20 protein-coding genes are annotated in these 24000 nt (G+C 62.9%); 7 read left to right on the top strand and 13 right to left on the bottom strand.

Features of this window, described 5'->3' with window-relative positions:
• Nucleotides 1-108: 108 nt before the first annotated feature.
• The 13 genes from LOY50_RS05365 to LOY50_RS05305 all read right to left on the bottom strand — a co-directional run bounded on the left by LOY50_RS05365 (nucleotide 109) and on the right by LOY50_RS05305 (nucleotide 15303).
• Nucleotides 109-1386, bottom strand: coding sequence for a flavohemoglobin expression-modulating QEGLA motif protein (locus LOY50_RS05365; RefSeq protein ID WP_003185001.1), 1278 nt, complete (start codon nucleotides 1384-1386; stop codon nucleotides 109-111).
• A 36-nt stretch (nucleotides 1387-1422) separates the two neighbouring features.
• Nucleotides 1423-1977, bottom strand: coding sequence for a hypothetical protein (locus tag LOY50_RS05360; RefSeq protein WP_253471826.1), 555 nt, complete (start codon nucleotides 1975-1977; stop codon nucleotides 1423-1425).
• Nucleotides 1978-2137: 160 nt separating this feature from the next.
• Nucleotides 2138-2854 (bottom strand): TetR/AcrR family transcriptional regulator, encoded by a 717-nt coding sequence (locus LOY50_RS05355; RefSeq protein ID WP_003198153.1) that lies wholly within the window; start codon nucleotides 2852-2854, stop codon nucleotides 2138-2140.
• A 101-nt stretch (nucleotides 2855-2955) separates the two neighbouring features.
• Nucleotides 2956-4458 (bottom strand): lysine--tRNA ligase, encoded by a 1503-nt coding sequence (gene lysS, locus LOY50_RS05350; RefSeq protein WP_003198151.1) that lies wholly within the window; start codon nucleotides 4456-4458, stop codon nucleotides 2956-2958.
• 109 nt (nucleotides 4459-4567) lie between these two features.
• A protein-coding gene (gene prfB / locus LOY50_RS05345; protein ID WP_095963568.1) for a peptide chain release factor 2 occupies nucleotides 4568-5663 on the bottom strand; the annotation gives its coding sequence in 2 pieces (ribosomal slippage) (nucleotides 4568-5590 and nucleotides 5592-5663; 1095 coding nt in all).
• A gap of 317 nt (nucleotides 5664-5980) precedes the next feature.
• Nucleotides 5981-6982: a diguanylate cyclase gene (locus LOY50_RS05340; RefSeq protein ID WP_253471824.1), complete on the bottom strand. Its 1002-nt coding sequence runs from the start codon at nucleotides 6980-6982 to the stop codon at nucleotides 5981-5983.
• A 45-nt stretch (nucleotides 6983-7027) separates the two neighbouring features.
• A complete protein-coding gene (locus LOY50_RS05335; protein WP_214511356.1) occupies nucleotides 7028-8038 on the bottom strand; it encodes a chemotaxis response regulator protein-glutamate methylesterase in 1011 nt (336 codons plus the stop codon).
• Nucleotides 8035-10311: a hybrid sensor histidine kinase/response regulator gene (locus tag LOY50_RS05330; protein ID WP_253471823.1), complete on the bottom strand. Its 2277-nt coding sequence runs from the start codon at nucleotides 10309-10311 to the stop codon at nucleotides 8035-8037. The genes LOY50_RS05335 and LOY50_RS05330 overlap by 4 nt, the downstream gene beginning before the upstream one ends.
• Nucleotides 10308-10979, bottom strand: a complete 672-nt coding sequence (locus LOY50_RS05325) for a chemotaxis protein CheW (RefSeq protein ID WP_258690420.1) — start codon at nucleotides 10977-10979, stop codon at nucleotides 10308-10310. The genes LOY50_RS05330 and LOY50_RS05325 overlap by 4 nt, the downstream gene beginning before the upstream one ends.
• Nucleotides 10976-12241 carry a protein-glutamate O-methyltransferase CheR gene (locus LOY50_RS05320; protein WP_258690419.1) on the bottom strand — a complete coding sequence of 422 codons (1266 nt, stop codon included), beginning with the start codon at nucleotides 12239-12241 and terminating at the stop codon, nucleotides 10976-10978. Before LOY50_RS05320 ends, LOY50_RS05325 begins: the two co-directional genes overlap by 4 nt.
• Nucleotides 12238-12774, bottom strand: a complete 537-nt coding sequence (locus tag LOY50_RS05315; RefSeq protein WP_258690418.1) for a chemotaxis protein CheW — start codon at nucleotides 12772-12774, stop codon at nucleotides 12238-12240. Before LOY50_RS05315 ends, LOY50_RS05320 begins: the two co-directional genes overlap by 4 nt.
• The gene (locus tag LOY50_RS05310) at nucleotides 12774-14396 is read right to left on the bottom strand and encodes a methyl-accepting chemotaxis protein (protein WP_253471815.1); all 1623 of its coding nucleotides are present in this window, start codon (nucleotides 14394-14396) and stop codon (nucleotides 12774-12776) included. The genes LOY50_RS05315 and LOY50_RS05310 overlap by 1 nt, the downstream gene beginning before the upstream one ends.
• A gap of 196 nt (nucleotides 14397-14592) precedes the next feature.
• Complete coding sequence (locus tag LOY50_RS05305; RefSeq protein WP_258690417.1) at nucleotides 14593-15303, bottom strand: tellurite resistance TerB family protein; 711 nt, start codon at nucleotides 15301-15303, stop codon at nucleotides 14593-14595.
• A gap of 183 nt (nucleotides 15304-15486) precedes the next feature.
• Between LOY50_RS05305 and LOY50_RS05300 the strand changes: the two genes are divergently transcribed.
• The 7 genes from LOY50_RS05300 to LOY50_RS05270 all read left to right on the top strand — a co-directional run bounded on the left by LOY50_RS05300 (nucleotide 15487) and on the right by LOY50_RS05270 (nucleotide 23859).
• Nucleotides 15487-16401: a LysR family transcriptional regulator gene (locus LOY50_RS05300; protein WP_092223284.1), complete on the top strand. Its 915-nt coding sequence runs from the start codon at nucleotides 15487-15489 to the stop codon at nucleotides 16399-16401.
• Nucleotides 16402-16595: 194 nt separating this feature from the next.
• Nucleotides 16596-18053, top strand: a complete 1458-nt coding sequence (locus LOY50_RS05295; protein WP_214511349.1) for a gamma-aminobutyraldehyde dehydrogenase — start codon at nucleotides 16596-16598, stop codon at nucleotides 18051-18053.
• 90 nt (nucleotides 18054-18143) lie between these two features.
• Nucleotides 18144-19295, top strand: a complete 1152-nt coding sequence (gene ydcS, locus LOY50_RS05290) for a putative ABC transporter substrate-binding protein YdcS (RefSeq protein WP_253471811.1) — start codon at nucleotides 18144-18146, stop codon at nucleotides 19293-19295.
• Between the two features lie 206 nt (nucleotides 19296-19501).
• Complete coding sequence (locus tag LOY50_RS05285; RefSeq protein WP_014336742.1) at nucleotides 19502-20539, top strand: ABC transporter ATP-binding protein; 1038 nt, start codon at nucleotides 19502-19504, stop codon at nucleotides 20537-20539.
• Nucleotide 20540: 1 nt separating this feature from the next.
• Nucleotides 20541-21488, top strand: coding sequence for an ABC transporter permease (locus tag LOY50_RS05280; protein ID WP_018611082.1), 948 nt, complete (start codon nucleotides 20541-20543; stop codon nucleotides 21486-21488).
• Nucleotides 21478-22296: an ABC transporter permease gene (locus tag LOY50_RS05275; protein WP_018611084.1), complete on the top strand. Its 819-nt coding sequence runs from the start codon at nucleotides 21478-21480 to the stop codon at nucleotides 22294-22296. Before LOY50_RS05280 ends, LOY50_RS05275 begins: the two co-directional genes overlap by 11 nt.
• A 138-nt stretch (nucleotides 22297-22434) precedes the next feature.
• Nucleotides 22435-23859: a gamma-aminobutyraldehyde dehydrogenase gene (locus tag LOY50_RS05270; protein ID WP_253471809.1), complete on the top strand. Its 1425-nt coding sequence runs from the start codon at nucleotides 22435-22437 to the stop codon at nucleotides 23857-23859.
• Nucleotides 23860-24000: the final 141 nt, after the last annotated feature.

Raw genomic sequence — 24000 nt, 5'->3', positions numbered from 1 at the left:
CCCTGTGGGAGCGAGCTTGCTCGCGATAGCGGCGAGTCAGTCACAGCCGTACTGCCTGTACTGACGCTATCGCGAGCAAGCTCGCTCCCACAGGGATTGGTGGTGCGATTAAAGGATATTGGAATAATCCGCTTCGATCCGGTCCAGGCTCAGGTGGTTCAGGAAGTTGGAGAAACACATCCAGGCCGACAGGGCGTTCATGTCGCGGAACTGCTCGGGCAGGTACTTGGGCGGGACGACCAGGCCTTCGTCCACCAGTTGCCGCAACGTGCGCATGTCCTCGAGGGTGGTCTTGCCGCAGAACAGCAGCGGCACCTGTTCCAGCTTGCCCTTGCGCACGGCCAACTGAATGTAGTTGTAAACCATGATGAAGCCCTTGAGGTAGGACAAGTCTTTGGTAAATGGCAGCCCTGTCGGCACCGACCCTCGGAAAACCCGACTGGCGTTGCCGTAGCTTTCGGCCATTTCAAAACCCTGCTCGCGGAAGAACTCGAAGACCTGCAGGAAATCGGCGCCCTCCTCCACCATGTGAATGGCCCGGGTGCGGTTGGTCAGTTTGCGCAGGCGGCTCGGGTAGGAGGCGAAGGTGATGATTTCCATCAGGATCGCCAGGCCTTCCTGAGTCACCGTGGACGAGGGCGGGCCCTTGGACAGGAAAGTGCAGATCGGCTGGTTGAGGCCGTTGAGCGTCGTGCCGACGTGCACCAGGCCTTCGTGGACTTCCAACGCCCGCACGTCGCGCTCGTTGAACATCGCATCGGTGCGGATCTTGATGTAGTCCGCACCCGCCGCTGCATCGGCCACGATGCCATCGGACTCGAACACCCGGATGGTTTCCTCGGCTTCGCCAAACACCCGGTTGAGGCGGTGTTGCAGCAGGCTGACGGCTTCCTTGGCGCTGAGGACTTTGGGCTCGTCCTTGAGGTCGCCACGGCCATCGATGTTGTTCAGGTAATCGGAGAGCATCAGGCCCAGGTCGGCCAAGGTCGGGTCGCCGGCGTGGAAGGCATCGGAGGCGGCGCCATAGAGTTCCTGGGAGATCAGCCCGAAATCCTCGGTGCCACGCGCCTCGAGCATGCGCACCACCATGCGGTATTCCTTGCACATGCGACGCATGATCTGGCCGACCGGGTTGAACTGCCCAAGCTGGCGGGTGATGTCACGCTCGATGTTCTGGAACTCCAGCTTCACCTTGCTCGAATCGAAGGACAGTGGCCGGTTGAGGTAATAGTCGCGATCCACCGCGGGCATTTCCTTGCCCTTGGCCTTGAGAAAGCCCTTGCGGATGTTCTCGTCCCACTTCACCGCGTCGAGGATGCGAATCGGCGTTTGCGCCAGCACAATGCGATCGGACAAGGTGCGTATCGTCTGCTGGTAATCGTCCACCCGGAACTCCTGTGAAAAAACGTCCGCTTGTTGCTGTTATTGGGATTTGACCAGCCGCTGGTAGCGCACGGCCTCCGAGAACACATCGGAATTGGCCGGGTCGTCGAGGTAACTGAAAACCTTGTTCATGTCGCTGTCCACCAGCACCCCGTCACCTTCCTCGCTCTGGTTCGGCTGGCCGCTGAGGCGTTTCTGGACGATGGCCTGGTTGATCTGATCCACGTCCAGGTTGTAGACCACCAGCTCTTGCTTGTCGGTCAACTCGAAACCGGCGATCAAATAGTGGCCGCCAAACCGGGCCGGCACCTTGGCCGACACATACCAGCGGCTGCCATGACGGGAAACAGTCAGTGGGATGGCTTCGCGCTCATGGGGCCTGGCCCTGAAGTAGCTGATGGCCTGGTAGCGGTGCTTGCCGACCTTCGTCAGCTCCAGGTTCAACGGTTCGCCCCAGGCATTGGTGCTGGTCCAGTGACCGAGCAGGCCCTCGGGCGCGGCTTCGCTGTCAGGCAACGGTGCCTTGAACGACACCAGGCAACCACTGAGCAGCAGCAACGACACGGCCAGTACAACGGCACGCCAGGCTTTCATTTGAACTCCCTATGGCACAGCGCCTCGTCCTTACATATGGGAGCAGGTGTGTGTGGGAGCAAAGCTTGCTCGCGATGAAGGCACCTCGGTCTATCGAGGGACCGCGTTATCGTTCATCGCGAGCAAGCTTTGCTCCCACCTAGCCTACTCCCACAAGGGGTTACACCGACGCCAGTACCAGGTGCATGTAGCGGGTCAGGATGCCGAGCATATCTTCATCGGCTACCGGCTCGGCGCCATTGAGCAAGCCCTGATATTCCATCCGTCCGATAATCGCCGTCAACACTTTGGCATCCTGTTGCGGCTCACGGGAGCCCAATACCTGGAAAAACTGACAGGTGCCGTGCAGCAAAATCTGCTGGTGGGAACGCACCAACACCGCCAGGCGCGGGTTGAGCAGCGCTTCCTGGCGAAAGGCCTGTTCGGCCATCAGGTACTCACGGCGACTGTCCAATTGGTGTTGCACGTAGTCGGCGGTCATCCGGGCAATGTCGTCCGCCAGCTGCGAACGCGATTGGGCGCTGCCGTCACCGTAAGCGACCATTTCCCGCAGCAGGCCTTCGTTGTTGGTCCACAGCTTGGCCATGAACGCCGCGCTGCGTTCCACATACTGGGCGAAGGTATCGGTGAGCAAGTCATCGATGTCCTTGAAATAATACGTGGTGGCCGACAGCGGCACGCCGGCTTCGGCGGCCACTGCGCGGTGGCGCACGGCTCGCACGCCATCGCGCACCACAATGCGCATGGCCGCGTCGAGAATCTCCTGGCGACGCTGCTCACTGCCCTGTCGGCTGGCCTTGCGGCCCTGGTACTGAACACTTTCAGCGACAGCCGTGGCGACGCCCGCTGCACCTTCTGAAGCCATTGCACGATTCACGACAGGTCTTCCTCGCTCTTTGAAAAAGTAACCAATTGATACGTTTGTACCAGACAGGCAATAAAAAGCCGCCCTTCCAGGCGGCTTTTTAGTTGAAGCACTTACGCTTGAGGCCGCATGTGCGGGAAGAGAATCACGTCCCGGATCGACGGCGAGTTGGTCAACAACATCACCAGGCGATCGATGCCGATGCCTTCGCCAGCGGTCGGCGGCATGCCGTACTCCAGGGCACGCACGAAGTCGGCATCGTAGTGCATGGCTTCGTCGTCGCCGGCGTCCTTGTCAGCCACCTGGGCCATGAAACGCTCGGCCTGGTCTTCTGCATCGTTGAGCTCGGAATAGGCGTTGGCGATTTCACGGCCACCGATGAACAGCTCGAAACGGTCGGTCACGCTTGGGTTCTCGTCGTTGCGACGGGCCAGCGGCGACACTTCGAACGGGTACTGGGTGATGAAGTGCGGCTGTTCCAGCTTGTGCTCGACCAGTTCTTCGAAAATCATCACTTGCAGCTTGCCCAGGCCTTCGAAGCCGAGCACCTTGGCACCGGCCTTCTTGGCGATCGCGCGAGCCTTTTCGATGTCGTTCAGGTCATCGGCCGTCAGTTCAGGGTTGTACTTGAGGATCGAGTCGAACACCGACAGGCGCACGAACGGCTCGCCGAAATGGAACACCTTGTCGCCATACGGCACGTCGGTAGTCCCGAGAACCAGCTGCGCCAGTTCGCGGAACAGTTCCTCGGTCAGGTCCATGTTGTCTTCGTAGTCGGCGTAGGCCTGGTAGAACTCGAGCATGGTGAACTCGGGGTTGTGCCGGGTCGAAACGCCTTCGTTACGGAAGTTGCGGTTGATCTCGAAGACTTTTTCGAAGCCACCCACAACCAGACGCTTGAGGTACAGCTCCGGCGCGATACGCAGGAACATTTCCATGTCCAGGGCGTTGTGGTGGGTTTCGAACGGCTTGGCCGCCGCACCGCCGGGGATGGTCTGCAGCATCGGCGTCTCGACTTCCAGGAAGTCACGCTTCATCAGGAAGCTGCGGATGTGGGCGATGACTTGCGAGCGCACGCGGAACGTCTGGCGCACGTCTTCGTTGACGATCAGGTCGACGTAGCGCTGGCGATAGCGCTGCTCGGTGTCGGTCAGGCCGTGGTGCTTGTCCGGCAGCGGGCGCAGGGACTTGGTCAGCAGGCGCACGCTGGTCATCTCGACGTACAGGTCGCCCTTGCCGGAGCGGGCCAGGGTGCCTTCGGCGGCAATGATGTCGCCCAGGTCCCAGGTCTTGACGGCGGCCAGGGTTTCTTCCGGCAGGGTCTTGCGGTTGACGTAGACCTGGAGGCGCCCGGTCATGTCCTGGATCACCATGAACGAACCACGATCGAGCACGATACGACCGGCCACCTTGACTGGAATCGCCGCCTCGGCCAGCTCTTCCTTGGTCTTGTCCGCATACTGCTTCTGCAAGACGTCGCAGTAGGCGTCGCGGCGGAAGTCGTTGGGGAAGGCCTGGCCCTTGGCGCGCTCGGCAGCAAGCTTTTCCTTGCGCAGGGCGATCAGGGAGTTTTCTTCCTGTTGCAGGGCTTGCGGGTCGAGTTCTAGGTCGCTCATGTCTTTAAGGATTCCATCACAGGTTCGTTGCCCCCGGCCCCGGGCCGGAGTTTGCGGGCGAGTCATGCTCCTTGATGGAAGCGTGCCTGCCCGCCGCATGGGTGTCGCGTTACAGCCCTTGTTTGAGGCTGGCGATCAGGTATTCATCGATATCGCCATCGAGCACCTTGTCGCAATCGCTGCGTTCGATGCTGGTCCGCAGATCCTTGATCCGCGAGGCATCGAGCACGTACGAACGGATCTGGTGACCCCAGCCGATGTCCGACTTGGTGTCTTCCAGCGCCTGGGACGCCGCGTTGCGCTTCTGCACTTCCTGCTCGTAAAGGCGAGCCCGGAGCATCTTCATCGCGGTGTCTTTGTTGGCGTGCTGGGAACGCTCGTTCTGGCAGCTGACCACGGTGTTGGTCGGTACGTGGGTAATCCGTACGGCCGAGTCGGTGGTGTTAACGTGCTGGCCACCGGCCCCGGAGGAACGGTAGGTGTCGATGCGCAAGTCCGCCGGGTTGATCTCGATCTCGATGTTGTCATCGATTTCCGGCGAAACGAATACGGCCGAGAACGAGGTATGGCGGCGGTTACCGGAGTCGAACGGGCTCTTGCGCACCAGGCGGTGCACGCCGATCTCGGTCCGCAGCCAGCCAAAGGCGTATTCGCCCTTGATGTGCACGGTGGCGCCCTTGATCCCGGCGACTTCACCGGCCGACAGTTCCATGATGGTGGCGTCGAAACCGCGTTTGTCAGCCCAGCGCAGGTACATGCGCAGCAGGATGTTGGCCCAGTCCTGGGCTTCGGTGCCGCCGGAACCGGCCTGGATGTCCAGGTAGGCGTTGTTCATGTCCATCTCGCCGCTGAACATGCGACGGAATTCCAGCTTGGCGAGGTTCTCGTCGAGGCGTGTCAGCTCGGCGACCACATCGCCGACCGCGCCTTCATCGTTCTCTTCGACAGCCATGTCCAGCAGGTCGCGGCAATCGGCCAGGCCGCTGGACAACTCGTCCAGGGTCTCGACGATCTGCGCCAGCGCAGAACGCTCGCGGCCCAGTTCCTGGGCGTACGAAGGGTTGTTCCAGACATTCGGATCTTCAAGCTCGCGATTGACTTCTGTCAGACGCTCATGCTTTTGATCGTAGTCAAAGATACCCCCGAATAGTTTCGGAGCGCTCGGACAGGTCCTTGATGGTGTTCAGGATCGGGTTGATTTCCATGGCGGGCAGCACTCGTTGGCGAACTTTTGAAAGCCGGCGAGTATAACGTAATCAAGCGCCAGCGGCAGCCCGCCTGGCGGCTTTAGGAACACCAATTCCTTGTACGCCACAGGTCCTGTGGCGAGGGAGCTTGCTCCCGCTGGGTCCTGTAGGAGCTGGCGAAGCCTGCGATCTTTTGATCTTGAGCTTTCGCTTGGGACTCAATTGGCTGGGGAAAGATCGCAGCCTCGTTGCACTCGACAGCTCCTACACAGCGCCTACAAGCCCAGCGGGAGCAAGCTCCCTCGCCACAAAAGCAATCTCGCCAGGCAAAGGGTTTATTCAACCCCCACCCGATTACGCCCATTGTGCTTGGCCATGTACAGCCCCTTGTCCGCCGCCAGGATCAGTTGCCGGCAATCGCTACCCTGCTGGGGGGTAAAGGTCGAGACGCCGATGCTGATGGTCAGGTTCGCGCCGGCGTTGGGCGTGGTGTGTGGGATCTTCAGGGCGACGACGCTCTGGCGCAGTTTCTCGGCCATCAGCCGGGCGCCGCCCGGCGAGGTGCCGGGCAGGACCAGGGCGAACTCCTCGCCGCCGTAGCGGGCCGGCAAGTCGGACGAACGGCTGCACGCCTCGCGGATCGCCGTGGCGACCTGGCGCAGGGCTTCGTCGCCCTCCAGGTGGCCGAAGTTGTCGTTGAAGGACTTGAAATAATCCACATCGATCATCAGCAGCGACAGTTGGCTCTGGTCGCGCATCGCCCGGCGCCATTCCAGCTCCAGGTATTCGTCGAAGTGCCGGCGATTGGACAGGCCGGTCAGGCCGTCGGAGTTCATCAACCGTTGCAGCACCAGGTTGGTGTCGAGCAGTTGCTGCTGGCTGATCCGCAGTGCGCGAAAGGCCGCATCGCGTTGCAACAGCATCATGTAGGAACGCGAGTGATAGCGGATACGCGCCACCAGTTCGATGTTGTCCGGCAACTTGACCAGGTAGTCGTTGGCCCCGGCGGCGAACGCCGCGCTCTTGACCAGCGGGTCCTCCTTGGTGGACAGGACAATGATCGGGATATCACGGGTGGCGGGATGGTTACGGTACTCGCGCACCAGGCTCAAGCCATCCAGGCCGGGCATCACCAAGTCCTGGAGAATCACCGTCGGCTTGATGCGAACGGCCTGGGCGATGGCCTGGTGAGGGTCGGAGCAGAAGTGGAAGTCGATGTTTTCTTCGTTCGATAAGCCACGCCGCACGGCCTCGCCGATCATCGCCTGGTCGTCGACGAGCAAGACCATGGCGGCGTTTTCATCGCGCTTGAATTCGTCGAGCTGCAGATCATTCATGGTGGCTTACCTGAGTACGCCCTGGCGCAAGGCTGGCGGGGTTCATCATGGGGTAAAAATCTCCAACAACCGTGGCGCGATAGCGTCCAGGGCGAGAATATGGGCGGCGGCGTCGATGGCGGCCGCCGCTTTGGGCATCCCGTACACCGCGCTGCTGCGCTGATCCTGGGCGATGGTCACATAGCCCTGCTCTCGCATGAGCTTAAGCCCTTGTGCACCGTCGCGGCCCATGCCAGTGAGCAATACACCCACCGCATCACCGCTCCAGTACTGGGCGACACTGTCGAAAAACACGTCGATGGAGGGCCGGTAGATCTCGTTCACCGGCTCGGCGGTGTAGGCCAGGGTGCCGTCCTTCAACAAACGCAGATGATGATTGGTCCCGGCCAGTAACACCGTGCCGCTCTGCGGCGTCTCGCCGTGCAGGGCCAGGCGCACCGTGTGGCCCGAGACACTGCCCAGCCACTCGGCCATGCCTGCAGCGAACACCTCGTCCACATGCTGGACCAGCACGATGGCCGGGGCAAAGTCACGCGGCAGCGCCTTGAGCAGCACCTCCAGCGCCGCCGGCCCGCCCGCCGACGACCCGATGGCCACCAGGCTCTTGCGCGACACTGCCGCACGCTGCGCCGCTGGCGCAGGTCGTTCACGCTTGTTGCGCTCACCGATCAGCCAGCCGATGTTGGTGATCTTGCGCAGCAGCGGCGCCGCCGCATCTGCCGGGTTACCGACGCCAAGGGCCGGGGTGTCGACCACATCCAACGCGCCATGGCCCATGGCCTCGAACACCCGGTGGACATTCTGCTGGCTGTCACCGGTGACAATCACGATAGCGCACGGGCTGTCGGCCATGATCCGCCGGGTGGCTTCCACGCCATCCATGATCGGCATGAACAAGTCCATGAGGATCAGGTCCGGGGTGTATTCGGCGCAACGCTGCACCGCCTCGGCGCCGTTGGCGGCCACCCAGACCAGTTGATGCGCCGGCTCGAACGCCAGGGCGCGGCGTAGGGCTTCGACCGCCAGGGGCATGTCATTGACGATGGCGATCTTCAAGCGCGCGCCCCTCCGATCAATTCGACCACGGCATCGAGCAAGGCGTCGTCGTGGAAACTCGCCTTGGCCAAATAATAGTCGGCCCCGGCGTCGAGACCACGACGGCGGTCTTCTTCGCGGTCCTTGTAGGACACCACCATCACCGGCAACGACTGCAAGCGGTTGTCGCGCCGCAACAGCGACACCAGCTCGATGCCGTCCATGCGTGGCATGTCGATGTCGGTGATCAGCAAGTCGAAATCCTCCGAGCGCAATGCATTCCAGCCATCCATGCCATCCACCGCCACCGCCACGTCGTAGCCGCGATTGAGCAACAACTTGCGTTGCAGCTCGCGCACGGTCAGGGAGTCGTCCACCACCAGGATCCGCTTGCGCGGGGCCTGGGCCTGGTTCTGCCGGGCGATACGCTCCAGGCGCCCGGTATCGAGCAACTTGTCCACCGAACGCAGCAGGTCTTCGACATCGACAATCAACACCACTGAGCCGTCGTCGAGCAAGGCCCCGGCGGAAATGTCCTGGACCTTGCCCAAGCGTTCGTCCAGGGGCAGGACCACCAGCGTCCGCTCGCCGATGAAGCGCTCTACCGCCACGCCGTAGATCGTCTCGCGCTCGCGGATCACCACGACCTTGAGGGTCTGGCTACTGCCTTGCGTCGCCGGCCGATTGAGCAATTGGCTGGCGGCCACCAGCCCGATATGCCGGCCTTCGTGCCAAAAATGCTGGCGACCTTCGAGCTGGACGATGTCTTCCGGCGCCAGGTCGCACATGCGTTCGATGTGGGCCAGGGGAAAGGCGTACGCTTCATCGCCGACCTCCACCACCAGGCTGCGCACCACCGACAGCGTCAGCGGCACCTCGAGATGGAAACGACTGCCCTCGCCCGCCGTCTGTTCCAGCACCACTGCACCGCGCAACTGTCGGACCATGTGCTGGACGGCGTCCAGGCCGACGCCGCGCCCGGACACTTCGGTGACTTTGTCACGCAGGCTGAAACCGGGCAGGAACAGGAAAGTCAGCAGCTCCTCTTCGCTCAGGCTGGCGGCGGTTTGCTCAGGGGAAAGGCCGCGCTCGACGATGCTGCGGCGCACCCGTTCCAGGTCCACCCCGGCGCCATCGTCCGCCAACTCCAACACCAACAGGCCAGCCTGATGGGAAGCCCGCAGGCGGATCAGGCCTTCGGCGGGCTTGCCGGCCAGTATTCGTTGCTCCGGGGGTTCGATGCCATGGTCCACGGCGTTGCGCAGCAAATGGGTCAGCGGCGCTTCGAGCTGCTCCAGCACATCGCGGTCGACCTGGGTTTTCTCGCCCTCAATCTCCAGGCGCACCTGTTTACCCAAGCTGCGGCCCAGGTCACGGACCATGCGTACCTGACCCGAAAGCACATCGGCGAACGGCCGCATGCGACAGGCCAGCGCGGTGTCGTACAGCACCTGCGCCCGCTGACTGGCCTGCCAGGCGAACTCATCCAGCTCGGCGGTTTTCTGCGCCAGCAATTGCTGGGTTTCGGCGAGCAAACGGCGGGCATCGCCAAGGGCTTCCTGGGCTTGCAGGCTCAGGGCATGGTCCTTGAGGTGCACGTTCAGCTCTTCAAGGGCGCGCAAGCCGCTGCTTTGCTGGCGCTTGAGCCGCTGCATCGCCGCCAGCCAGGGCTTGAGGCGCTGGGTCTCCACCAGGGACTTGCTCGACAGATCGAGCAAGCTGTTGAGGCGTTCGGCCGTGACCCGCAAGACCCGCTCGCCGCCTTCGGTGACCCGTTTGCGCTTGGGGGCCGGCTCCGTCGTCGGGGGCAGTTCCACTTCCGGCAGCTCGACGCGTAGCGGCTCGACCGATGTCTCGACCGGAATCTCGACGCTTGGCAAGACCATCGCCGAGGCCTGTGGCGCGTTGGGATCAAGCAGCCGCCCCATCAACCCCACATAGGCGTCAATGTCCGGGGCGCCGACGCTGTTGCCCGGGGTGGCGATGCGCGTCAGCAGGTCGGTGCCTTGCAGCAAGGCATCGATGTGCTCGGCGCCCAGCACCAGGCGCCGCTCCTGGGCGCTGACCAGGCAATCTTCCATCACATGGGCCACGCTGACCCCGGCGTCCACCCCGACAATGCGCGCCGCGCCCTTGAGGGAGTGCGCCGCGCGCATGCACGACTCGAGGTATTCGGCCTGGGTCGGGTCGCGCTCCAGGGCCAGCAGGCCGGTGCTCAGCACCTGGGTCTGGGCTTCGGCTTCCAGGCTGAACAGTTCCAGCAACGAGGCGTCGCGCATCTGATCAGGGGTCATGACAGGCTCCGAGCCACGGCGGACAGCAGTTGTTCTTCATCCAGCCAGCGCAGGCTGCGACCCTTGAAGGGCAGCACGCCACGGGTGTACTTGCCCGTCGATTGCGAAGCGCTCGCCAGGATGCGCTCATCGATGGCATGGATGCCGTCCACCTCATCCACCGGCACCACCACCGGCCCGCCCTTGGCCGCGACAATCAACATGCGCGGCATCACCCGTGCGCCGGGAACCACCGCCGCGCCGGGCTCCAGGTCCAACAGCTCCACCAGAGACAAGCAGGCCACCAGCGCCCCGCGTACATTCGCCACCCCCAACAAGGCCCGCGAGCGCTGGTGGGGCAAGGAATGGATCGGCTGCAACGGCGCCACTTCCACCAGGCTGCGCGTCGTCAGGCCCAGCCATTCCTCACCGAGGCGGAACATCAGCAGCGAGCGCGTGACCACATCGGTGTCCGCGGGGGCAAGGGACAGATCCCGCTGATCCTGTGGCAAGGCATAACGGTCGAGCAGCCGGGTGGCGGCCGCCGAATACACCGAGCAATTGCGGCAGTGAATATGCTCGACCAACAACGGACAGGATTTGTCGCCATGCACGCCGATGCGATTCCAGCAGTCGTCGATTGCCTGGGCATCGTCATGGGTGACGGTGTAAGAAGCCGAACCGCTCATCGTTTGTGCTCACTGTCTGCCGCGCGCCCGCTACGGGCGGCGCGTTCCTGCAATCGACGGGCTCCGGCCGCGTCTCCCTGGGAAGCCAGCAGCGCCGCCAGATGCACCAGGGCCTCGGCGTGTTGCGGTTCAAGATAAAGCGCCTTGCGATAAAAACCCTGGGCTTCAAGGGCGCTGCCAGCCATGTCGCTGAGCAGGCCCAACCAATAGAACACCTGGGCGTTTGGCGCGTGGCTGCGCAAGTAGGCCTCGCAAGCCACGCGGGCCTCGGCGCTTTTGCCAGCGTTGGCCAGGGCGGCAATATTGGCCAGCAAGGTCGCGGCATCGCTGCTTTTGGGCTCGGCAATCGGCGTCACGCTCGTCGCAAACGGCCGCGGTCGAATCACCGGAGGGACAACGCGGGGCGGTGGCTGACGAACCGGCAGCGGGGTCGGCATCAAGGCCGGCAACGGTTGCGGCTCGGGAGCCCCCTGGCGGCTGAAGGCGAACGATTGGGCGATCCCGATCGAGCGCATACCCAGTCGGCCCAGCAAGCTGCCCTCGGCGGGGCCGATAAACAGCACACCGTCCTGATGGGTCAGGCGCTTGAGCACCTCGAACACCTGCTGTTGGGTCGGCTGGTCGAAATAGATCAGCAGGTTGCGACAGAACACAAAGTCGTACGGTGCCTCGTTCACCAACAAGGCCGGATCCAGCAGGTTGCCCACTTGCAAACGCACCTGTTCGCGCACCCGCTCGCTGAGGCGGTAGCCCTCGTCTTCGGCGTCGAAGTACCGCTCGCGAAAACCCAGCTCCGCGCCACGGAAGGAATTCCTGCCGTAACGCGCTTCCTTGGCCCGCGCCACCGACAGCGGGCTGACGTCCAGGCCGTCCACCTTGAACTGATGCGGTCCCAGGCCTGCATCGAGCAAGGCCATGGCAATCGAATAAGGTTCTTCGCCGGTGGAACACGGCAAGCTGAGGATGCGCAGCGCGCGCAGGTGCTTGATCTCGGCCAGGCGCTTGACTGCCAGCTTGGCGAGGGTGGCGAAGGATTCGGGGTAGCGGAAAAACCAGGTCTCCGGGACGATTACCGCTTCGATCAGCGCCTGCTGCTCCTGGGCCGAATACTGCAGGCCCTGCCAATATTCATCGGCGGTTCGCCCGGGCACGGCAATGATGCGCTGGCGCACGGCCCGCTCAATGATCGCGGTGCCGACGGAGGTCACATCCAGGCCGATGCGCTCCTTGAGAAAATCGAAAAAACGCTGGTCGTTGTTCATGGCGTTGCCTCGAGGTCGTCGAGGTTCAGCGGCGGCGCAGGAAACAGCAGCGCCCGAACGGATTCATCGAGCAGGTCATTGACCCGCACCCATTGCAGCAACCCCTGGGCATCTTCGCGCACCGGGCCGAGGTACGGCGCCTGCCGGTTGTCCAGGCCATAGGGTTTGAAATCGGCCGGGTCACAGCGCACGGTGTCGGTCGCCTGTTCCAGGATCAGGCCCAGCACCTGTCCCGTTTGTTGCGCGTCGCCCTGATAGCGCACCAGCACCAGTCGCGTACTGGTCCGGGCCTGTGCGCTCTGGCCAAAGGTCAGGGCGCACAGGTCGATCACCGGCACCACCGTGCCACGCCAGGCAAACACCCCCGCCACCCAGGACGGCGCCCGGGCAATCGGCTTGAGAGGCAGGCGCGGCAGCACTTCCACCACATCGATGGCCTGCAGGGCGTAACGTTCGTTGCCGACGCAGAACACCAGGAACAACGACTGGCGGGCCGTCGGTGCGGCGCCACGCCGGGTCTCGAGTTCGCCCATCAGACTTTGAAACGCGAGACGCCGCTGCGCAGCCCTACGGCTACCTGGCTCAGCTCGTCGATGGCGGAACTGGCCTGGCGCAGGGACTCCACGGTCTGGCTGCTGGCATCGCCCAACTGCACCAAGGCGTGGTTGATCTGCTCGGCACCGGTGGCCTGGGCCTGCATGCCTTCGTTGACCATCAACACCCGCGGTGCCAGGGCCTGGACCTGATGGATGATCTGCGACAGTTGCTCACCCACCTGCTGCACTTCAGCCATGCCCCGGCGCACTTCTTCGGAGAACTTGTCCATGCCCATCACCCCGGCCGATACCGCGGACTGGATCTCGCGCACCATCTGCTCGATGTCATAGGTCGCCACGGCGGTCTGGTCGGCCAGGCGTCGTACTTCAGTGGCGACCACGGCGAAACCACGACCGTACTCGCCGGCCTTTTCGGCCTCGATGGCCGCGTTGAGGGACAACAGGTTGGTCTGGTCGGCCACCTTGACGATGGTCACCACCACCTGGTTGATGTTGCCGGCCTTCTCGTTGAGGATCGCCAGCTTGGCGTTCACCAGGTCGGCGGCGCCCATCACCGAATGCATGGTTTCCTCCATGCGCGCCAGGCCTTGCTGGCCGGAGCCGGCGGCCACCGAGGCCTGGTCGGCGGCGGTGGACACCTCTGTCATGGTGCGCACCAGGTCTCGTGAGGTGGCGGCGATTTCCCGGGACGTCGCGCCGATCTCGGTGGTGGTGGCGGCGGTTTCGGTGGCCGTGGCCTGTTGCTGGCGCGAGGTGGCGGCGATCTCGGTCACCGAAGTGGTGACCTGCACAGAGGAGCGTTGGGCCTGGGACACCAGTGAGGTCAGCTCGGCCATCATGTCGTTGAAGCCGGTTTCCACGGCGCCGAATTCGTCTTTGCGCGCCAGGTTCAGGCGCCCGCTCAGGTCGCCGCTGCGCATGATCTCGAGGATCTCGACGATGCGGTTCATCGGCCCCATGATCGCCCGCATCAGCAACAGGCCACAGAGTACGGCGACGACCAGCGCGACCAGAAACGACAGGCCCATGGCGACCTTGGCCGCCGTTACCGCATCGCCGATGGTCTGGGTGGCGTTTTCCGCCAGCTCACGATTGCGCTCGATGATGTGGTTCAAATGCCCGCGGCCGCCGATCCATTCTGGCGTCAGCTCTTTGTCCAAGGCCTGCCGCGCCCCTTCGTAGTCCTTACGCTGGTACAAGTCCAGGACCTTTGCCATGGCTTGGTTGAACGCCTGGTGATTGACCTCGAACTCGTCGAAAGAGGCTTGGTCGGCCGGGTTCTGGATCAGTTTTTGGTAGTTCTGCATCTCTTCGCGCAGGTGCTGCTCGAAGCCCTGGTAGCGGGCCTTGTCCTCGGCGGTGATTTCCCGGTTGCCCGAAAGGCCGACGATTTGCTGGGTCAAGACGTAGCTGTCCACCCAGCCACCGCGAATCATGGAGCTGTAATACACCCCTGGCACCGCATCGACCCGGACGTTTTCTTCACTGTCCTCGATCTTCAACAACCGCGAATACGAGACAACCACCATCAACAGCATGATGGCGATGATCACTGCAAAACTCGCCAGGATGCGTTGGCGCAATGTCCAATTCTTCACAGTAAAACCTCGGGTACTTGAAATGCTGGGGAGTATAGCCGAGGGCGGTGTCGGGCCTGTATGGCGGTGTGAGGGGATTTTGACCTGTGGGAGCGAGCTTGCTCGCGATAGCGGTGCATCAGTCAAAAACACTGTGACTGACCGGGCCCCATCGCGAGCAAGCTCGCTCCCACAGGGGACTGTGGTTGGGACTGTTCTATACAGTCGCCTGACGTACCTGTTTCTCCAACTCCACCTTCAGCCCCGGCTCCAGCTTGAGTTGGCGCGCCAGTTCATCGAGGTAGGATTTCTCCATGAAGTTTTCCTCGTCCACCAGCATCACGCTGGCGATGTACATTTCTGCCGCCATTTCCGGGGTGCTGGCGGCGCGGGCGACGTCGGTGGGGTCCAGGGGCTTGTTCAGTTCGGCGTGCAGCCAGTGTTGCAGTTCCTGGTCGTTGTCGAGCTTGGTGAACTCGCCTTCGATCAACTGCCGCTCACGCTCGTCCACATGGCCGTCGGCCTTGGCCGCCGCCACCAGCGCCTTGAGGATCGCCTGGCTGTGCTGCTCGACCTGCGCCGGGGGTACACGGTCGAGGGTCTGCGGTTCGGTTTTCGGCGCGGTGCCTTGCTGGGCCTGCCAGTTGCCATAGGCCTTGTAGGCGATCACGCCCAAGGCCGCGAGCCCACCATAGGCCAGGGCCTTGCCGCCGAAACTTCGGGCTTTCTTTTTGCCCAGCAACAGGCCCATGGCCCCGGCGGCCAGTGCCCCGCCGCCCGCGCCGGAAAGCATCCCGCCCAGGTTGCCGGAGCCGCCGAGCAATCCGCCCAGACCGCCAGACGACTTGCCTTGGGACCCGCCAGCCTTGTTCTGCAACATTTCCTGGCCGGACTTGAGAAGCTGATCGAGCAATCCACGGGTGTTCATTTGTCGTCTCCACATTTCGGGTCAACGTAAGGCCACCAGCCTAGATCGAAAGTGCCCCGGTGCCTGCGGCGAGAATTGCTTCCAGATGTTGCCTGGCTCATTCAAAGACGCACTCACCTATCCTTCTAAAAAAACGATATACACTCCAGCACATTGATAAAACCGCCCACCGGGTATTCGACCATGATGACCCTGCGCCAGATCCGCCATTTCATCGCCGTGGCCGAAACCGGCTCGATCTCCGCCGCTGCGCAAACGGCGTTCATTTCCCAATCCACCCTGACCCTGGCCATCCAGCAACTGGAGCAGGAAATCGGCGTCAGCCTGTTCAACCGCCACGCCAAGGGCATGACCCTGACCCACCAGGGTCATCAATTCCTGCGCCAGGCCCATTTGATCCTGGCCACCGTCGACAACGCCAAGCGCAGCCTGCAACAGAGCACCGACCAGATCGCCGGCCAAGTCACCATTGGCGTTACCAGCCTGGTCGCCGGCTATTACCTGGCTGACCTGCTGACCCGTTTCCAGCGCGCCTATCCAAACGTGGAAATCCGGGTGATGGAGGACGAACGCCCGTACATCGAGCATTTGCTGGTCAGCGGCGAAATCGACGTCGGGGTGTTGATCCTGTCCAACCTGGAAGACCGCCACGCCCTGCAGACCGAAGTCCTGACGCACTCACCACACCGTTTGTGGCTGCCGGCGCAGCACCCACTGCTGGAACACGACAGCATCAACCTGGCCGACGTGGCCCGCGAACCGCTGATCCAACTGAACGTCGATGAAATGGACCGTAACGCCCAGCGTCTGTGGCGCGGTGCCGGCCTGCAACCGAAGATAACCCTGCGCACGGCCTCGACCGAAGCGGTGCGCAGCCTGGTGGCGGCGGGATTGGGCGTGTCGATCCAGCCGGACATGACCTACCGTCCATGGTCGCTGGAAGGCGACATCATCGAAGCACGACCGATTGCCGACCTCAACCAGACCCTCGACGTCGGCCTGGCCTGGCGCCGAGGCACGGCGCGACCGGCGTCGGTCGACCCGTTCCTGGCGGTCGCCCGGGAACAGCCCCATGGCGGGCGCAAGCCATCTATTTAATCGAACGCAGCCTTGAGTATTTCGAATTTGTCGGCCTTGTGGCTGAGCACTAATCTGACTACGCGCCCCCTTCCTGTGGGAGCTGAGCTTGCTCGCGATAGCGGTGGGTCAGGCAACATTGATTCGACTGACAGACCGCTATCGCGAGCAAGCTCGCTCCCACAGGTTCTTTGTTTCAACTGAGACCTATAAAAATGGCTGGTACGCAAACCCCGTTGTGCACCGCGTTGCTGATCGATGGGGAGCTGGTTCCCGGTGCAGGCATCGTCGAGCCGATTCTCAACCCGGCCACCGGTGAAGTGCTGGCTCACATCGCCGAGGCCAGTACCGAGCAGGTCGAAGCTGCGATCCTCGCCGCCCACCAGGCCTTCGACGGCTGGTCGCGCACCACGCCGCAACAACGCTCGAACCTGCTGCTGGACATCGCCAGCGCCATCGAAAAGAACGCCGATGAGCTGGCCCGCCTCGAATCCCTGAACTGCGGCAAGCCGCTGCACCTGGCGCGCCAGGACGACCTCAGTGCGACGGTGGATGTATTCCGTTTCTTCGCCGGCGCCGTGCGCTGCCAGACCGGCCAGCTCAGTGGCGAATACCTGCCCGGCTACACCAGCATGGTGCGCCGCGACCCGATTGGCGTGGTGGCGTCCATTGCACCGTGGAACTACCCGATCATGATGGCCGCGTGGAAAATCGCCCCGGCCCTGGCCGCCGGCAATACGCTGGTGTTCAAGCCGTCGGAACACACACCTCTGTCGATCCTGGCCCTGGCGCCGACACTGGCCCAGATCCTGCCACGAGGCGTCATCAACATCCTCTGCGGGGGCGGCGAAGGTGTGGGCAGCCATCTGGTCAGCCATCCCAAGGTGCGCATGGTCTCGCTGACCGGCGATATCGTCACCGGGCAGAAGATTCTCCAGGCAGCAGCGAAAACCCTCAAGCGCACGCACCTGGAGCTGGGCGGCAAGGCACCAGTGATCGTGTGCAACGACGCCGACATCCAGGCCGTGGTCGAAGGCGTGCGCACCTACGGTTATTACAACGCTGGGCAGGATTGCACCGCGGCCTGCCGGATCTACGCCCAGGACGGGATTCACGACCGCCTGGTGGCCGAACTCGGCGCGGCGGTCAGCAGCCTGCGCTTTGCCGGCAAGCGCGACGCCGACAATGAGATCGGCCCGCTGATCAGCACCCGCCAGCGCGACCGCGTGGCCAGTTTTGTCGAGCGTGCCCTCGGCCAACCACACATCGAACGCATTACCGGCGCGGCGGTGCATTCCGGTGCCGGCTTCTACTACCAGCCCACGCTGCTGGCCGGCTGCAAGCAAAGCGATGAAATCGTCCAGCGCGAAGTATTCGGCCCGGTCGTCACCGTGACCCGCTTCGACGAACTCAGCCAGGCGGTGGACTGGGCCAACGACTCCGAATATGGCCTGGCGTCCTCGGTATGGACCCAGAACCTCGACAAGGCCATGCAAGTGGCGGCGCGCCTGCAATACGGCTGCACCTGGATCAACAGCCATTTCATGCTGGTCAGCGAAATGCCCCACGGCGGCCTGAAACGTTCGGGCTACGGCAAAGACCTGTCCAGCGATTCGCTCCAGGACTACAGCGTGGTGCGCCACATCATGGCCCGCCACGGCCAGCATCTCTAGATAACAGCACTACTCTAATAACAGGCCACCCATGGCGCTTCACCCTGTTCGGACACTGCCCCGACCATAATTAAAGCAAGAGGGATTTCCATGTACGCGCACAAGACCGTATTGCTCAGTGCAATCACCACGGCGCTGCTGACCAGCGTCAGCCTCCAGGCCGCCGAACCTATCAAGGCCGTCGGCGCCGGCGAGGGCCAACTGGATATCGTCGCCTGGCCGGGTTACATCGAGCGCGGCGAAAGCGACAAGGCCTACGATTGGGTCACCGGTTTCGAGAAGGAAACCGGTTGCAAGGTCAATGTGAAAACTGCCGCTACCTCCGACGAAATGGTCAGCCTGATGACCAAGGGTGGCTACGACCTGGTCACCGCCTCGGGCGACGCCTCGTTGCGGCTGATTGCCGGCAAGCGCGTGCAGCCGATCAACACCGCGCTGATCCCCAACTGGAAAAACCTCGACCCGCGCCTCAAGGATGCACCGTGGTACGTGGTCAACCAGCAGACCTACGGCACCCCGTACCAGTGGGGCCCAAACGTGCTGATGTACAACACCGACGTGTTCAAGCAGGCGCCCACCAGTTGGAGCGTGCTGTTCAGCGCTCAGAACCTGCCCGACGGCAAGCCGAACAAAGGCCGCGTGCAAGCCTACGATGGCCCGATCTACATCGCCGACGCGGCGCTGTACCTCAAGACCGCCAAGCCTGAGCTGGGCATCAAGGACCCGTACCAACTCGACGAAGCCCAGTACAAGGCAGTGTTGGAATTGCTGCGGGCCCAGCAGCCGCTGATCCACCGCTACTGGCACGACACCACCGTGCAGATGAGCGATTTCAAGAACGAAGGCGTGGTGGCATCCGGCGCCTGGCCGTATCAGGTCAACGGCCTGATGAACGAGAAGCAACCGATCGCCTCGACCATTCCGAAGGAAGGCGCCACCGGTTGGGCCGACACTACGATGTTGCACGCCGAGGCCAAGCACCCCAACTGCGCGTACAAGTGGATGGACTGGTCGCTGCAACCGAAAGTCCAGGGTGACGTCGCCGCGTGGTTCGGCTCGTTGCCGGCGGTGCCGGCGGCGTGCAAGGGCAGCGAACTGCTGGGCGCCGAGGGCTGCAAGACCAACGGTTTCGATCAGTTCGACAAGATCGCCTTCTGGAAAACCCCACAGGCCGAGGGCGGCAAGTTCGTGCCGTACAGCCGCTGGACCCAGGACTACATTGCGATCATGGGCGGGCGGTAAGGCCTCAGTCGGCGAAAAACTGGAGCTGAGCACCGCTCTTGTGTGGGAGCAAGGCTTGCCCGCGATGAAGATGACGCGGTATCTCGGGGAGCCGAGGCGCCTGTATCGCGAGCAAGCTTTGCTCCCACAGCACTGCTACCACAGGTTTGGTGCACGGCAACCCAGCAACGATTCAACAGCAGTCCCGCTTTTTGGAGCCCCGCACCATGACGCTTGCAGTCCAATTCACCCAGGTATCCCGTCAGTTCGGCGATGTGAAAGCCGTTGACCGGGTTTGCATCGACATCCAGGACGGCGAGTTCTTTTCCATGCTGGGCCCGTCCGGTTCGGGCAAGACTACCTGCCTGCGACTGATCGCCGGGTTCGAACAACCCAGTGCCGGCTCGATCCGCATCCATGGCGAAGAGGCCACCGGGCTTGCGCCGTACCAACGGGACGTCAACACGGTGTTCCAGGATTACGCCCTTTTCCCCCATATGAACGTGCGCGACAACGTGGCCTACGGCCTGAAAGTCAAAGGCGTCGCCAAGGCCGAGCGCATCAAGCGCGCCGACGAAGCGCTGGAGATGGTTGCCCTGGGCGGCTACGGCGAACGCAAGCCGGTGCAGCTTTCCGGCGGCCAGCGCCAACGCGTGGCCCTGGCCCGCGCGTTGGTCAATCGCCCGCGGGTGTTGCTGCTCGATGAACCCTTGGGCGCCCTCGACTTGAAGCTGCGCGAACAGATGCAGGGCGAGTTGAAGAAGCTGCAACGCCAACTGGGCATCACCTTCATTTTCGTCACCCACGACCAGACCGAAGCACTGTCGATGTCCGACCGCGTGGCGGTGTTCAACAAGGGCCGCATCGAACAGGTCGATACCCCACGCAACCTGTACATGAAACCGGCGACCACCTTCGTCGCCGAATTCGTCGGCACTTCCAACGTGATCCGTGGCGAGCTGGCCCGGGAACTGAGCGGTTATCCACAGCCGTTCTCGATTCGCCCGGAACACGTGCGTTTCGCCGAGGGTCCGCTGGCCAGTGGTGAGATCGAAGTCCACGGCCTGCTGCACGACATCCAGTACCAGGGCAGTGCCACGCGCTACGAGTTGAAGCTTGCCAACGGCCAGACCCTGAACCTCAGCCAGGCCAACACCCAGTGGCTCGACAACACCGCCCAGCACCAGACCGGCCAGCACCTGAGCGTACGCTGGGCGCGGGAGGCGATGGTCGCGCTGCACGACACCGTCAGTGGCGAGGTGTGAAATGAACACCCTGGCCATCGCTCAAACGCCCACGCCCGGTTCACCGTTGCGACGTTTTTCCAACCTGCTGTACCGGCGCCCCAACCTGTACCTGTCGATGTTGCTGGTGCCGCCGCTGATCTGGTTCGGCGCAATCTACCTGGGCTCGCTGCTGACCTTGCTCTGGCAGGGTTTCTACACCTTCGACGACTTCACCATGGCGGTCACGCCGGACCTGACCCTGGCGAATTTCGCGGCGCTGTTCCAGCCGTCGAACTTCGACATCATTTTGCGCACCCTGAGCATGGCGATAGCGGTGTCCATCGCCAGCGCCATTGTCGCGTTCCCGATTGCCTACTACATGGCGCGCTACACCAGTGGCAAGACCAAGGCGTTTTTCTACATCGCGGTGATGCTGCCGATGTGGGCCAGCTATATCGTCAAGGCCTATGCCTGGACGCTGCTGCTGGCCAAGGGTGGCGTGGCGCAATGGTTCGTCCAGCACCTGGGACTGGGGCCGGTGTTGCAGTTCGTGCTGGGGATTCCCGGCGTGGGTGGCAGCACCTTGTCCACCTCACACCTGGGGCGTTTTCTGGTATTCGTCTACATTTGGCTGCCGTTCATGATCCTGCCGATCCAGGCGTCCCTGGAGCGTCTGCCGCCATCGTTGCTGCAAGCTTCGGCCGACCTGGGCGCCAGGCCACACCAAACGTTCATGCAGGTGATCCTGCCGCTGTCGATCCCCGGCATCGCCGCCGGCTCGATCTTCACCTTCTCGCTGACCCTGGGGGATTTCATCGTGCCCCAGTTGGTGGGCCCGCCGGGCTACTTCGTCGGCAGCATGGTCTACGCCCAGCAAGGCGCCATCGGCAACATGCCCATGGCCGCGGCGTTCACCCTGGTGCCCATCGTGCTGATCGCCCTGTATTTATCCATCGTCAAGCGACTGGGAGCTTTCGATGCACTCTGACTCTCAAGACCGGGCCTCGTGGGGCTTGCGGATCGCGGCGTGGGGCGGGCTGGTGTTCCTGCACTTCCCGATCCTGATCATCTTCCTCTACGCCTTCAATACCGAGGACGCCGCGTTCAGCTTCCCGCCCAAGGGCCTGACCTTGAAGTGGTTCAGCGTCGCCTTCGCGCGCCCGGATGTGCTGGAGGCGATCAAGCTGTCGTTGCAGGTCGCGGCCATCGCCACGCTGATCGCCATGGTGCTTGGCACCCTGGCCTCGGCGGCGCTGTACCGGCGCGATTTCTTCGGCAAGCAAGGCATTTCGCTGATGCTGATCCTGCCGATTGCCTTGCCGGGCATTATCACCGGCATTGCGCTGCTGGCGACCTTCAAGACCTTGGGCATCGAACCAGGGATGTTCACCATCGTCGTCGGCCATGCCACTTTCTGCGTGGTGATCGTCTACAACAACGTCATCGCCCGCCTGCGCCGAACCTCCCACAGCCTGATCGAGGCTTCGATGGACCTGGGGGCCGACGGCTGGCAGACCTTTCGCTACATCATCTTGCCCAACCTGGGGTCAGCGCTGCTGGCCGGCGGGATGCTGGCGTTTGCGCTGTCATTCGACGAGATCATCGTCACCACCTTCACCGCCGGCCACGAACGCACCTTGCCGCTGTGGCTGCTCAACCAACTCAGCCGCCCTCGCGATGTGCCAGTGACCAACGTAGTGGCGATGCTGGTGATGATGGTCACGATGGTGCCGATATTGGGCGCGTATTACCTGACCCGAGGCGGTGAGAGCGTGGCCGGTAGCGGCGGGAAATAATCAGAACCGAAATCCTGTGGGAGCGAGCTTGCTCGCGAAGGCGTCGTGTCAGTCGCTGCAAAGGGTGAATGATCCACCGCTATCGCGAGCAAGCTCGCTCCCACAGGGGACTTGGGAAACATTCAAGAGGACATGGACATGCAAACCAAACTGCTGATCAACGGCCATCTGGTGAACGGCGAAGGCCCTGGCCAGGCGGTGTTCAACCCATCGCTGGGCCGGGTGCTGGTGGAGATCAATGAAGCCAGCGAAGCTCAGGTCGATGCCGCCGTGCGCGCCGCCGATGCCGCCTTCGAGGCCTGGTCGCAAGTGCCGCCCAAGGACCGTTCCCTGTTGCTGCTCAAGCTGGCCGATGCCATCGAAGCCCACGGCGAAGAACTGGCGGAACTGGAGTCGGACAACTGCGGCAAACCCTTGAGTGCCGCGCTGAACGACGAGATCCCGGCGATTGCCGACGTGTTCCGCTTCTTTGCCGGCGCCAGCCGCTGCATGAGTGGTTCGGCAGGCGGCGAATACCTGCCGGGGCACACCTCGATGATCCGCCGCGACCCGGTGGGCGTCATCGCCTCCATCGCGCCGTGGAACTACCCGCTGATGATGGTCGCCTGGAAAATCGCCCCGGCCCTGGCTGCCGGCAATACCGTGGTGCTCAAGCCATCGGAGCAAACTCCGCTGACGGCGCTGCGCCTGGCAGAACTGGCGTCGGAAATTTTCCCGGCCGGCGTGCTCAACGTGATATTCGGTCGTGGGCAAACCGTCGGCAACCCGCTGGTCACCCACCCGAAGGTGCGCATGGTGTCGCTGACCGGCTCCATTGCCACTGGCTCGAACATCATTTCCAGCACATCCGACAGCGTCAAACGCATGCACATGGAACTGGGCGGCAAGGCTCCGGTGATCATTTTCGACGACGCCGATATTGACGCGGCGGTTGAAGGCATCCGCACCTTCGGTTTCTACAACGCCGGCCAGGACTGCACCGCTGCCTGCCGCATCTATGCCCAGCAAGGCATTTACGAGCAGTTCGTCGAGAAGCTCGGCGCCGCCGTGGGCAGCATCAAGTACGGCCTGCAAACCGCGCCAGACACCGAGATGGGCCCACTGATCACCGCCCAGCACCGCGACCGCGTGGCCGGTTTCGTCGAACGGGCCATCGCCCAGTCGCATATCCGCCTGATCACCGGCGGCAAGGCCGTGGACGGCAACGGGTTTTTCTTCGAGCCGACGGTGCTGGCCGACGCCCTGCAGGATGACGAAATCGTCCGCCGGGAAGTCTTCGGGCCAGTGGTGTCCGTCACGCAGTTCCTCGACGAGGCACAAGTGCTGGCCTGGGCCAACGATTCGGACTACGGCCTGGCCTCATCGGTGTGGACCGCCGACATTGGCCGTGCCCATCGCCTGTCGGCACGCCTGCAATATGGCTGCACCTGGGTGAACACGCACTTCATGCTCGTCAGCGAAATGCCCCATGGCGGTCAGAAACGTTCCGGCTATGGCAAGGACATGTCCATGTATGGGCTGGAGGATTACACGGTAGTGCGGCATGTGATGTTCAAGCATTGACACCAAGACAACCTTGGCAACACATGCCCACGCCTGCCCAGCGTTCGTCCTGCTAAGGTTTTCGTCGATCGGGGCACGCTCGCCGGTTGACGGAAATCCTGGCAGCCCCTAGGTTGTCTACAACGTATACACCTTGGAGAT

Origin of the sequence: Pseudomonas sp. B21-010, assembly GCF_024749325.1 — a bacterium.
Lineage (GTDB): Bacteria > Pseudomonadota > Gammaproteobacteria > Pseudomonadales > Pseudomonadaceae > Aquipseudomonas > Aquipseudomonas kilonensis.
The sequence above is the reverse complement of the archived record's forward strand: the minus strand, read 5'-3'. Positions and strand labels throughout refer to the sequence as shown.